Origin of the sequence: Psychroserpens sp. (assembly GCF_036960315.1) — a bacterium.
Lineage (GTDB): Bacteria > Bacteroidota > Bacteroidia > Flavobacteriales > Flavobacteriaceae > Psychroserpens.
In genome coordinates, this window is sequence record NZ_JBALVR010000022.1 from 1 (window position 1) to 12,620 (window position 12,620).

Here is a 12,620-nt window from a genome sequence, read left to right on the forward strand (position 1 = left end):
TTATAAAACCAGCTAAAATTAATACTTTCTTTGTCATTGACTCTAGGGTTATGTTAAATTACCGCTAACGTGTTTGTGTATGATTTGTGCGACTTATAATCCGCAGGATTTTCAGTTGTAGCAAATCAGTTGTTTAAATATATAATTTTTAATTGAGGTAGGAGTGAAGCATTTATTATACACGTTGTTGGTAACAGTTTTTTACTCTATTATTATAACTTCTCCATCTCTCAATGTTTTAAAAAGCCATTTGTTATTTATACATCGCTTGACTTCTCTTTCAATTTCCTCTGATTCTGAGTGTTCCGAATCATAATGTGGTAGTATTCCGTAACTGAATAGGTTTAATCCTTCCCAAACTGTTTCGGTAACATTTTTATAAGGAAAATCATTAGGGTTATCAACAAATTGAATATATTTTAATGAGTCCGAGAGGATACATACTCCAGCACTATAGCCTCCATAAAAAAAATCATCTCGTTTCTGCAATTCTTTGAAGATATTGTCAAATCCGCTTAATTTCATTGCTTGTCTCAAAACGAAAGCGTTTCCGCCACAAACCCAAATTCCATCTAGTGAAGCAATTTTATCCCTTAATTCATTCTCTTTTCCAAAATAATTTTTTAAGTCTAAATGTTCACTAATAAAATCTAAATTGTCGATAAATTCCATTTCTTCTTTTAAATGGCTATCTCTAATTTCTGGACTTGCAGTTGTCCAATCTCTAGCATTATTTATATGACCAATTTTTGCGCCTTGAGGAAGTATGTTCTTTATTTTTTCAATTTTGTCACCAAATTTGTAGGAAGATAAATAGTATTTCATTTATTAGATAGGATGGTTATTTCAAATTGTTACCAACGTGCTTGTGTATGGTTAGTTGCGTGGTTAAGCAACTAATTTAGTAAATACAAACCGAATAGGAAATCCGCGAGGATTTTCGTAAGTAGGCGAGTACTAGCAATGAATTATACACGTTGTTGTGCTTTCGTTATTTTATTTAGAATGTTTAAAATTTTGTTGATTTCTTCTACGGAAACATTCATAATGTGATAATTCCATACTCTCAATGATAAGACTCTTTTAATTGCATTTTTTAACGATTTGTTTGCTCCTATATTTTCAAAATCAACTTCTATATCTTCGTATTTTACCACTGGTTCTTTATTTGGATAATATTCCGCTTCATAAAAAGCTTTCATCATAAATGGGTCTACAGCTTTAAACATTTCTTCACGCATCAAACGCCAATGAGTATCTTTTGCCATTTGTCCAAACTGCTCCCACCAATCATTTTGCATGTAATATTTAGATAAGGCAACTTTTAAATCATTGTCTTTTATTAACTTTATATTTCCGCTATTTATTAAATCGTCATAGGTGGACCTAGAAGGTTGAAAAATGGGATAATGATTATTCCAGATAAGTGATTTCAAAAATCTTTCCTTCTCAATCGTTTCTATTTTTCCATCAATGACATCTAGAGAGTAGTATCCCTCTTTTTCAAAATATTTTATTTCTTTTTTCCTTTTTTCAATTCTTGATAAATCAGATAGTAAATCCAATTTTAAGTTATTTAAATAAGTGCTGGTTAGTGCATCAGACTTTCCTTGTTCATTTAAATTATTAATTTGTAACGCAATAAGAATACCAATGACTACAAGTATAATTTCTCCAATTGCATAAATCAAATACTTGCTGAATTTATTTTCTATCAGCATTTTCTGTCTAATTTTTCTAAAGAATTTAATCATTGGTTAATGGTTTGTGGTAATGAAGCACAACGTGTTAGTGTATTGTTAGTTGCGTTGGCTAGAACTAAGTTAGCAAAAGAAAACGAACCAGAGGAAAATCCATAGGATTTTGCGAGTAAACACAGAACAAGTAATGAACTATACACGTTGTTGCCATTTCGTTGTTTTTATTTCGAATGATTGATTTCCTTAATCAGTTAAATTCGGAAATAATATCAATCCGATTAAGAAATAAACTTTGTTCATATTTTAAAGTTTTAATAATTCTTTTAATGGGACACTAAATACACCTATATTCATTAATGCGAGCCCTGGTAGTACATACCCTAACCAACTTAAGGATATGGGTAGCGGCATCGGGTCTAAAATTTGGTATATCGCACTAAAGCACCAAAATAGCATTGCAATTATAGATAAAACTTTAATGGTCTGCATATGTTCTCTTTTAAACAATATATAGTAAAGCAAAAAGAATGCTACAGTAAGTAAATTAAAACTGAAATAGTTATTTAGCGCATAAAGGGACCAGTTGATTGTTGGTATGCCTTCTGCTAGAAAGACACCCCAATTAAATTGAAATGGAATAAAAAAATGGTAGAAAGCTATTAAAATAGTTTGGATCGCTCCAATTTTCAAAAGTTTGATATTTGATTTTTTCATAATTGATTAATTGTTAGAGATAAATTCGAAAACAACATTTTCGTACTTAGTTATATTATTATCAGAAAACACATAATGTGCTGTATTGTCAAATATCACAACTTTACTTTTCGCATTGATAGAATATTCCATAAGGGTCATCGCTTCAGATTCAATAATTGCTGTATCTGAATCACCAATGAGTAATAATAGAGGAACATTTGAAATATTTGTTAATGCATCATTAATAGGAGTTTCGCTTATCTTTGGTGCATTTGGCATTCTATATTGTCTTTTAAAACTTTCACCAAGTTGATACGGTGGAGATTCTAATATTATTTTTTCAACCTTACCTATCATGCTGGCCCCAAAAATGACAGCTCTTCCTCCATGGGAAAATCCATACAATGTAATATTTCCATAGTTTGCAAAACTATTTTTATAATAGTTATAGACCTCTGCAACTTCAAAGGCATTTTTATTACCTGTGTTTGCTTTGTCACCACCGCTTTCGCCTCTTGCTCTTAAGTCGAGTAATATAATAGAGTATCCCTTTTTATGGAAGAGTGAAGCGCGTTTAAGCATGTGGCTTTTATTCATATCAAATCCATGCACCATAAGTACAGTTCCTCTTTTTAGTTTATTAGGAATGAACCATGATGCTATATTTATGCTATCTCTTGTTGTCACATTAAATGACTCATAGGTTAAATTAAAGTCATTGGGGTTGGCACTCATAATATCTAATGTTGGCCTTCTTTTTTCAAAACTAGATTTCATTTTACTTAAGTCCATAGAATTTTGTGCCCAAATACTTGAAGCAAAAACTAAACTCATAATTAATACGGCGGAAATTCTTTTGTTCATTTTTTGTTAATTTTAAATTAATATTTTAATTTCTAATATGGATTGTACTAATCCTTTTAATTTTGGTGCAATGTAGAGGCTTTATGTAGTAGTTTTGAAATATTGTTATGAGTGACTTGCTTTTGACACCAATGAATTACAATTGTTACCAAAGACATGATTATTACATCAGATGTATTTACTTTTGTGAAGTATTTTAATAAATGACTATTTTGAATTTGATAATAAAAAAGATTAAGGATCCATTTCCGTACACTCGAGGTTTCGTACCAGAAATACTTTCAACTTTAAAAGTTTGCTTATTAGCAACTTTAATATTCTTTTTCTTTAAACCCTTTGGTTTAGAAAAAGTAGCTTCATCAACTATTTTAGGTTTTGGACTAGTTGTATTCTTATCTGCATTAATAAATATTGCAATTTCTTTATATGTAATCAGGCCTTTTATTAATGAAGAAAAATGGTGTGTGTGGAAAGAAATTATTAGAGTTCTTGTTTATTTAACGATTAACATTATCGCAATAATCCTTTTTGCAAAATATAATTTTGATATAAACCTCAATATGTTTACCATTTTCAAATTTATAGGTTTCACTATTTTTCTAGCAATAATACCAATTAGCATAAGAGTGGTAAGTGTTAATAATTGGTTGTTGAAAAATAAACTTAAAGAAGCACAGGATTTATCTAAGGTTTTAAAAGATAAAAAACTTTTAAACGATGGTATTGCAATTCAATTAAAATCAAATATTGTTAATGATATTGTTAATACAAATACTAAGGATCTACAATTTATTGAAGCCGAAAAAAATTATATAACTATAACCGAGCTTAAAGAATGTGAGCCAAAAAAAAGTTTATTGCGCTTGTCTATAATTAAAGCCCTAGAGCAAATTGAAGATGAAAACATCATCCGATGTCATAGATCTTATGTTGTGAATTTAAAAGCAGTTATTAGCGTGACTGGTAATTCTCAAGGGTTTAAATTACTATTGAATGAGAGTCTAAAACCAGTTCCAGTATCTAGATCTTATAAAAAAGCAGTTACCGAAAAATTATCATTATTAGAATAAATTTTAAATCTAATATAATAACTTTCGAAGTTGTCAAAGTCAAGTTGTTTGTTTTTAGTCAAACTATTTCTAGGAAGTATTTTTTTCAATGAATGGCAACGGATTTGTGTATTGTTATTTGCGGGAATTTCGTTTAGAATATTCCGATTAGTTAAAGATAGTAATTTGTAGGAGAAGTTCCTTTTCTTAACCAACTGTAGCAATTAATTATACACGTTGTTACCAAACGTATATTATGTTAGCATCAAAATTATGTTTACTAAATTTATGTTTACTTCTTAAAATAAGCCGTTTTTAACGTATGGATAACTTCTGTGCTCACCCAATAAAGTTTTAATGCTCCTCCTTCGGAACGTCGGCTAAAAATTAAATATTTGCCATCTGGAGTGACATTCGCACTTTTTTCATCAAACGTTGAGTTTACTGTAATGCCAAGGTTTATTGGTTTTGTCCATGCACCGTCTTTCTTTTTAAAATAAACATAAAGATCCGATTTTTGATTTTTGTCTTCTTTGTTTCGAGCATCTACTATTAAATAATCTTGAGACGGGGAAATAAAGGGGTGAACTCCAAACTCAATTTCAGCTTCCAGAAACTTAGGGTATTTACCATTTATATTAGGAGCATAGTAGGTTTTCCTTTTAGAAAAATTGGTATAATAAAGATCTCCGTTCTTCGCGAAAGTTGAAGTAAACACATCATGCTCATTTAAAGGTGAATCAAGTTTTATTGCATCACTCCAACCATTGTTCAGACGGTTTACATACCAAATGCTATTGTCAGTAAAGTCAGCGTTATAAGCGGAGAAATATATTTTTTTACCATCATGACTGACAGTTGGTTTCATTTCTCCGGCTTTTTTACCTTTAGTAAAATTTGCTTTTTTAAACGGTGTCCATTTTTTATCTTCGAGTTTTGAAAAATAGATTTCAGCGGGTACGCCTGTTTTTTTCTGAACAGCAAAATACATTTCATCTAAATCAGGAGAAAACGAAACACCCATTTCGTGTCTTCCACTAATTGAAATAATGCCAGGTGCAAAAATTTCAGGAATTAAGCCGGGTGGCTTCTGTCCAAAATAAGGGCTTTCTATTGTTGGTGTAAGCGAAACACTGTCCTTTGAGTTCTGTTTTTTAGTATTACAGGAGCTAAAAAATACTGAGAATACAAGTATTAAAATAAAACAGACTTTTTTCATTGTTCAAACTTTTTAATTATTAGCATTATAATAATAAATGCATAACTACAATTATTCACCATATATTCTTGTTAATAAAACACTAAAAAGGATGTTTTTTTACGGATAATCTCATTTGAAAGTAGTATTCCCTATTTTTATAATATGTTTGGTAACGGTTTGTGTATGAAACGTAGCGTGTAAAAAGACGCAAACTTTTCGGATTAACACAGAGCCGAATTTTTATATTTTGTTTTTAATTTATCAATTTTATAAGCCAAATTTAAAAATTTGGCTTTCTTTACAAACAAGCACCAACCTTTCGATTTAGCACTTAATAGCTATGTTTTATACACATTGTTACCAAACGTATATTGATTTAGCATCAAAATTATGTTTACTAAATTTATTGTTTTTTCTTAAAATAAGCCGTTTTTAACTTATAGATAACTTCTGTGCTAGCCCAATATAAATTTGATATTCCGCCTTCTTCGTTATATCGGCTAAAAAATAAATATTTGCCATCTGGAGTGACACTAGGAACTGCTTCACCAAAGTTAGAGTTTACTGTATTTCCAAGGTTAATTGGTTTTGACCATGTTCCATCTTTTTCCTTAAAATAAACATAAATATCGCTGCCTCTTTTTTTATCTTCTTTGTTTTGAGCTTGTACCAATAAATAATCTTGAGATGAGGAAATAAAAGCATGAGATCCAATTTCAACATCAACCTCCTGCACTTCGGGAAATCCACCATTTTTACTGGATGAAGAATACATTTTTCGTTTTGAAATGTTGTCATAAAAAACGTCGCCGTTCTTCGCTTGCGTCAAATACATCACATTATCGTCATTTATAGGTGAATCAAGTTTTATTGCGTTGCTCCACCCATTGCCAAAACGATCTACATACCATATTTCCTCATCCTTAAAGCCAGAGCTATACCCGGTAAAATAAATTCTTTTACCGTCAGCGGTGAAGAATGGTTCCATTTCTGCATCTTTTTGTCCTTTGGTAAAATTCGCTTTTTGAAGCGATTTCCATTTTTTATCTTCGATTTTTGAAAAATAGATATCAGCAGTTTCACCTTTTTTATTTGCTGAAAAATACATTTCATCTAAATCAGGGGAAAACGAAATACCGTAGTCATATCTTCCACTGATAGAAACAATACCAGGAGCAAAAATTTCAGCAGTTAAGTCTGGTGGATTCTGTCCAAAATAAGGGTTTTCTATAGTTGGTGAATCACTGTCTTTTGATTTCTGATTTTTAGTATTGCAGGAATTTAAAAATAGTGTAAATACGAGTATTAATAATTTAAAGTGGTAATTTTTCAAGGTTTAAATTTTTATAATGTTTGGTAACATGTACGTGTATGGTTTCGTTGCGTTGGCTAGAACTAAATTAGCAAAAAGAAACGAACCTGAAGGAAATCCGTAGGATTTTCCGAGTAATCATTGCATAAGCAATGAATTATACACGTTGTTAGCAACTGTTTTATTCTAATTTTCCAATAATTCACAGTTGAAATCTTTTTTAATGCAGAAATAATAGAATCCTGATTTTTCGTTTCAATTGCTAATTGAACATACCATCTACTTTTTTTGTAGTGTTATCCGTTTTTCACTAACTTAGAAGGGACAGAACTGTATCGTTTTACTCGATGCTGAACGTGAAGATAAAAACAAACCAGTGAAATAAAAGGTATCTGGTATCTGGCATTTGGATCAAATAGGAACTCCTACTATGCTAAAACTTACTTCACAACTTGACAAAAGAAAGCATATCGCGTTCAAGAATAGAAAAGGTTCAAACATAAATATTAACATTATGAAAATGAAACAAACAATTATTATTATGACAACTATCATTCTTTTTTCTTGTGGTCAGAAAAAGGAAGATCGCAATGGAAAAATAACACCAGAAGTACCACCCGTTGTGGAAGTACCACAAGAGATAGTAAGTGCCAAATTGCCCGATCTCATGATTATTTCAAGCTCAGTAAGTCCAAAGGGCATGGTTGCACCTAAAACAAAATGCAAATTTGCAGTTAAAGTTAAAAACATTGGCAGAGGCGACTATAATCATGCCATATCAGTTGGAGGTCCAGGAATCGTCGGAAGAGGTTTCAATTCATTAAAAGCAGGGGAAACAAAAGAGGTAGTAGTTGAATATACGCCTGTTTCTAAGAATGCAACATATACATTGAAATTTAAAGTTGATCCAGATAATGTAATTAAAGAAACTAACGAATCAAATAATGAAAGTCAGACGTACACCATCAAAACAACATTTTAGGAATCAGTATGACGTAAAAGAATTCATTTTCGAAATCAAAAAATTGTTGCTAACGGATTTGTGTATTGTTATTTGCGGGAATTTCGTTTAGAATATTCCGATTAGTTAAAGATATTAATTTGTAGGAGAAGTTCCTCGTCTTAACAAACTGTAGCATTTAATTATACACGGTGTTGTAATTAGTTATTTTTTCAATTCTTATTCTATGAAATCTTTGGAGTATTATAGGATAAACATTTCCGATTATATTCAATAGTGTCATTATTAATACAATGAAATAAAGTCGATTGAATAGTAGAATAATCGAACATATTAAAATCAAAAAAAAAGCTCCTAAATGTCCAAATTCGGATTGCTTGGTTTGATAAATAAAATTAATCAATCCTTTTTTTGTACCATTAAAATATTTTTTACGATTCTTTTTTTTACCCCAAAAAGTGATAAGAAGAATAACCCTAAAATATTTCAATCCAAGTATTTTATATAAATATTCAACAAGCTTCGGGTTCTTTATTTTGTAATAAGACTCTGGTAATATTCTATTTGTCGGGTATGCAAAACCAATAAATGCAAATATTCCTGTAATAAAAAGAGTTAGAAGAAAAGAAATAGTTACGATTTCTAGAATACTAAATTCGTTTGACGAGTTTGAGTTTAAATAACGTATTAACTCAATGGTTCTGTAGAAAAGAAACAGTGATAATATTGGAAAAATTATTCTTTTTAAATTCTTCAATAGTTTTAATTAATTACAACGTGTTCGTGTATGGTTTCGTTGCGATAGTACTAAGATAGCAAATAGGGGCGAACCCATTGTTCAGCAGCGAGGATTTTCCGAAAGGGAAATCAGACGCAATGAACTATACATGTTGTTGTGTGCAGTTTTTTACTTATCACTCACAACAAAGGTTTTTAGCATGCCTTTTTCATCTGCTTTTGGTGTTTCGGAAATTAAAAGATAGTTTCCTGACTCTAAATCGACTTCAAAATAACCTATTTCGCCGGCTTCACAATTGTTCATTCCGCCCAAAAAAGTAAAGCCTTTTGGTGTAGGTGTCCTTAGTCCAGTGGGATTCATCCAATTCATCCAGTATACTAAAGAATCAATGTTTGCTGAAGCGTCATATTTAATTAAATTAACATCATGACCATTAAAATGCTCATGAGGAACTTGATCAATAAACTCTACTTTAAATCTGTTTATTCCTGATTTAGGTTGCGTATCAAAAGCATATCCATCCGTACTTGATACACTAATAGTATGATCGGCTTCATCCGGAGAAAAATTTGTAGTTTCATCAACTACGGTTATAAACTTCCACATACCATGGGATGTATGCCATTCGCCATTAACAGCCTTTAAGTAACACTCCATCATATACTTGCCAGGTTCCAGATTGATACTTGAGATCGCTGTTTTACCTGGCGATATTAATCCAGTACCACCATATCGTTTTACTTCATTAAACCAAGTAGGTATTTTACCAAATGCCGCCATTGCACTATCTGCTTTCCCTTCAATTAAATACTTCATGCCATCATCAAACGGAGGGAACAAATGGTCCTTAATGTCGCTCTCAACAATGGAGTCAGAAGGTAATTTATCCATTATGAAAAAATGAACTTCACCAGACAGGTTTTTATATGCAAAGGTATTCCACCCAGATTTTAAGGTGTCTGCTGTCTGGAAATCCATACTTCTGGTAATCACTTCAATAACGTTGTTTTCCTTTTTTTTAGTATCTGTTTGTACATCGTATTTTTTATCAGTTTTACAGGCAATTGTAATAAGCATAAATAACATGATTCCAAAATGCTGGTGATTGATTTTCTTTAGTGTCTTCATTCTGTGCTTTAATTAGTTAGTATTGTACAAAATAGATTGTTTATCTCATATTTTTGTGCAAATTGCACACAACGTGTTCGTGTATGGTTAGTTGCGTTGGCAAGAACTAAATTAGTAAAAGAAAACGAACCAGAGGGAAATCCGTAGGATTTTCCGAGTACACAGAGAACCAGCAATTAATTATACACGTTGTTAGCCTTTCGTTATTTCATCACTAAATTTTTAAAAACAACCTTTAATTCATTTTGGTCAATCTCCAAATTTGAATTATTTCCAGTTGAAATTTGGAGACTATTTAAGTCTTTGTTAAATGACTCAAAATTCATATTACACATATTCGGATTTTTTAGTCTCTTTTAATGAGATCTATAAAGCCTTTTACTCCGTACGTGCCAGTCGAAAGCCCATAAAGTTAAAATGTTGATCTGGCTTGTCGCTATGTCTATCTATCACACGGCTAAATCTAGCATCGCTAAACCAGCCACCACCTCTATTAACGCGGTTAACAGCATCACTAGGGCCTTGAGGATTATTTTTTGCGCTCTTACTGTAGTATTTTGAATTATACCAATCTTGACACCATTCTCCAACATTGCCTGTCATGTCAAATAACCCTAGCTCGTTAGGAGCTTTTCTTCCTACTGGATGTGTTCGACCATTGTTCTTGTTGATTGTTTCCCAATCCCAATCACCTTCAAGAATACTATCTCCAGAATTTTTCCAGAACCAAGCAACTTTATCAAGTACATCACCGCCTGAGAATTGATAATTATTACTCATATTGCCACCACGAGCTGCATACTCCCACTCGGCTTCGGTGGGCAAGCGATATACCTCTCCCGTTTTTGTATTTATTTTTTTTATAAACTCTTGAACTTCTTCCCAGCTTATATTTTCTATCGGACAGTTATTGCAATTTTTGAGTTCTATGTTTTCAGAGTTCACTTCCATCACGTTACGCCATTGTTCCTGTGTTACCTCATATTTTCCGATGTAAAAATCATCTAATACTACTTTGTGTGCTGGCTTTTCAACCTCCATACAATTTGCTTTTTTAGATGTACAACCCATATTAAATGTGCCTCCTGCAACGTGAACCATTTCTATTGAATTATTTGCTAAATTGTTTAAGGCATTATGTGTTTCCCAAGGGCGCCAAAGAAAGAGTCCAACAAGCAGTAATATACTTATTGATAATCCACAAATCAATTGCATTCGTAGGGGAAGGTGTTTTAGGTTTTTTATCATATGGGCAAATATAAAATATATTTTGACTTCGGTAATGTCGGTATTGGCACTTGTTATGTCTAGTTTTTCAATTTCATCTACTCATTATTTTCATTCAACAGAATTGTTTTTTTAATAATGGAACATGAACGACTAATATTTCAGGAAATCCTTTTATGTTAGTTAGAATGAAGAATGTATCTCGAATTTTATAAATTTTGTTTTAGTTTGTTATCTGTGAAATAAATTAAGTGAGTGTTATTCAATACTAATAAAGTCCAGATTTATTGACACAATTAATAAGTCAAAAAAAAGTGGTTTAAGAATTCTGTAACCTTGTTTTAGGTCAGATCATAATGAAGGCTAACGTGTTCGTGTATGGCTTGTTGCGTTGGCAAGAACTAAATTAATAAAAGAAAACGAACCAGTAGGAAATTCCGAAGGAATTTCCAAGTAGGAGATAATCAAGCAATTGATTATACACGTTGTTAGGCACTGTTATTATTTAACTCAGTCTAAGTTTGATTTTTTTAATAAATAATTATAGAAGTCTTTATCCCTTTTTCTTTCGCTTGAGACTGGAAAATCTAATTCCATTTCATTTGTTTCTACCATAATAAAACTGTCTTCGTAAAAAGACTCGTTATATTCTACATCAAGGCTAATAATCTCATTAAAGAATATAATAGTTTTAGGTTCTTCCCAACTTTCATTATAGGCTACAAGTTTTTGGTCAGTTACAAAATAAAACCCCTCTTTGATATCATAAAAACCATCAGAATAAAAGTATTTTATTTTTTCATTGTTTTCTAAAAGGTTCAGACTCCTTATTTCTTCAGCATATGTTTTTGGCATTTGACTACCTAAATAAACATAAGTATCAGGGGAATCATTGCAACCTGAGAACAAGGATATAAATAAAGAAATCATTAGAATTGAATGAAAGAGGTTTCTAGATGTTTTCATAAGCTTTTAATTGTGCCTAACGGATTTGTGTATTGTTAGTTGCGAAAAAGTACGCGATTCATTTTCCGCCATACAATATAGTGAATTGTAAGAAAATATCCTGTGCTTAGCCAGCCAAAGCAACTAATTATACACGTTGTTGGCATTTCGTTAATCTTTCAATTTTAAGTATTCAGTTAAGTTTTAATAAATAACTTTAGAGATGAATAGTCAAAATGTTTGATGATTTGCATGTATGGCAAGATTATTATATGAGTTTTGCCCATTCAATTTCTGCTCGCTTTTTGTTTTCAACTGGGTTTTCGTTCCATTCGTCTTGAGTGTCTTCATCATCATCTTTGTAAAAAACATGTAAGTCGCCATCTTGAATTAATGCACTATGTGAATTTGCTTCAACAAGGCTTCCTTCACTTATAGCAATCGAACAGTAACCACCATATTTAGGGGAGTATTTACCTGGAGTTTTATCAAATATCACCTTATTTTCAGAAGTTATAAATTGATAGATAGCATCTTCATAAACAGAAGTGATGTTTTCGTCTCCCATAGTTGCTATTCCATCGTACACACTTAAGGGATCATGCCCTTTCAACGCTTTTCCTTTTTCTAGATATTGCGGTTTCTTTTTCATAGTATTAAATTTTCAAGGTTAAAAGTATATTGAATTGTTGTCATGATTGGTTTTGTGTCTTTTAATGAATGCCAACGGATTTGTGTATTGTTATTTGCGGGAATTTCGTTTAGAATATTCCGCTTAGTTAAAGATAGTAATTTGTA

The 12,620-nt window shown here is 31.5% G+C and carries 13 protein-coding genes; 2 read left to right on the forward strand and 11 right to left on the reverse strand.

Annotated elements, in window-relative coordinates; translation table 11 throughout:
* Positions 1 to 201 precede the first annotated feature (201 nt).
* From V7719_RS18600 to V7719_RS18615, 4 genes are all read right to left on the reverse strand, one after another.
* Positions 202 to 825 (reverse strand): Type 1 glutamine amidotransferase-like domain-containing protein, encoded by a 624-nt coding sequence (locus V7719_RS18600; protein WP_335731444.1) that lies wholly within the window; start codon positions 823 to 825, stop codon positions 202 to 204.
* A 143-nt stretch (positions 826 to 968) separates the two neighbouring features.
* Positions 969 to 1,754: a DUF6090 family protein gene (locus tag V7719_RS18605; protein WP_335731445.1), complete on the reverse strand. Its 786-nt coding sequence runs from the start codon at positions 1,752 to 1,754 to the stop codon at positions 969 to 971.
* A 249-nt stretch (positions 1,755 to 2,003) separates the two neighbouring features.
* Positions 2,004 to 2,414 carry a hypothetical protein gene (locus V7719_RS18610; RefSeq protein ID WP_335731446.1) on the reverse strand — a complete coding sequence of 137 codons (411 nt, stop codon included), beginning with the start codon at positions 2,412 to 2,414 and terminating at the stop codon, positions 2,004 to 2,006.
* A 6-nt stretch (positions 2,415 to 2,420) separates the two neighbouring features.
* Entirely contained in the window at positions 2,421 to 3,260 is an 840-nt protein-coding gene (locus V7719_RS18615; RefSeq protein ID WP_335731447.1) for an alpha/beta hydrolase, read from the reverse strand.
* A gap of 212 nt (positions 3,261 to 3,472) precedes the next feature.
* Between V7719_RS18615 and V7719_RS18620 the strand changes: the two genes are divergently transcribed.
* On the forward strand, positions 3,473 to 4,330 hold the full coding sequence (locus V7719_RS18620; protein ID WP_335731448.1) for a LytTR family DNA-binding domain-containing protein: 858 nt from the start codon (positions 3,473 to 3,475) through the stop codon (positions 4,328 to 4,330).
* A gap of 271 nt (positions 4,331 to 4,601) precedes the next feature.
* Here the strand turns inward: V7719_RS18620 and V7719_RS18625 are convergent, their stop codons facing one another.
* Complete coding sequence (locus tag V7719_RS18625; RefSeq protein ID WP_335731449.1) at positions 4,602 to 5,528, reverse strand: hypothetical protein; 927 nt, start codon at positions 5,526 to 5,528, stop codon at positions 4,602 to 4,604.
* A gap of 385 nt (positions 5,529 to 5,913) precedes the next feature.
* Positions 5,914 to 6,843 carry a TolB family protein gene (locus V7719_RS18630; protein WP_335731450.1) on the reverse strand — a complete coding sequence of 310 codons (930 nt, stop codon included), beginning with the start codon at positions 6,841 to 6,843 and terminating at the stop codon, positions 5,914 to 5,916.
* A 499-nt stretch (positions 6,844 to 7,342) separates the two neighbouring features.
* Here V7719_RS18630 and V7719_RS18635 point away from each other — a divergent pair, with 499 nt between their 5' ends.
* Positions 7,343 to 7,804: a CARDB domain-containing protein gene (locus V7719_RS18635; RefSeq protein WP_335731451.1), complete on the forward strand. Its 462-nt coding sequence runs from the start codon at positions 7,343 to 7,345 to the stop codon at positions 7,802 to 7,804.
* Between the two features lie 157 nt (positions 7,805 to 7,961).
* On the opposite strand, the gene V7719_RS18640 is transcribed toward V7719_RS18635, so the two are convergent.
* The 5 genes from V7719_RS18640 to V7719_RS18660 form a co-directional block, all read right to left on the reverse strand.
* Entirely contained in the window at positions 7,962 to 8,540 is a 579-nt protein-coding gene (locus tag V7719_RS18640) for a hypothetical protein (protein ID WP_335731452.1), read from the reverse strand.
* A 150-nt stretch (positions 8,541 to 8,690) separates the two neighbouring features.
* Entirely contained in the window at positions 8,691 to 9,650 is a 960-nt protein-coding gene (locus V7719_RS18645) for a hypothetical protein (protein WP_335731453.1), read from the reverse strand.
* Between the two features lie 378 nt (positions 9,651 to 10,028).
* Complete coding sequence (locus V7719_RS18650) at positions 10,029 to 10,898, reverse strand: formylglycine-generating enzyme family protein (RefSeq protein WP_335731454.1); 870 nt, start codon at positions 10,896 to 10,898, stop codon at positions 10,029 to 10,031.
* Between the two features lie 489 nt (positions 10,899 to 11,387).
* On the reverse strand, positions 11,388 to 11,843 hold the full coding sequence (locus V7719_RS18655) for a hypothetical protein (protein WP_335731455.1): 456 nt from the start codon (positions 11,841 to 11,843) through the stop codon (positions 11,388 to 11,390).
* A gap of 247 nt (positions 11,844 to 12,090) precedes the next feature.
* Positions 12,091 to 12,474, reverse strand: a complete 384-nt coding sequence (locus V7719_RS18660; protein ID WP_335731456.1) for a YHS domain-containing (seleno)protein — start codon at positions 12,472 to 12,474, stop codon at positions 12,091 to 12,093.
* Between the last annotated feature and the right edge of the window lie 146 nt (positions 12,475 to 12,620).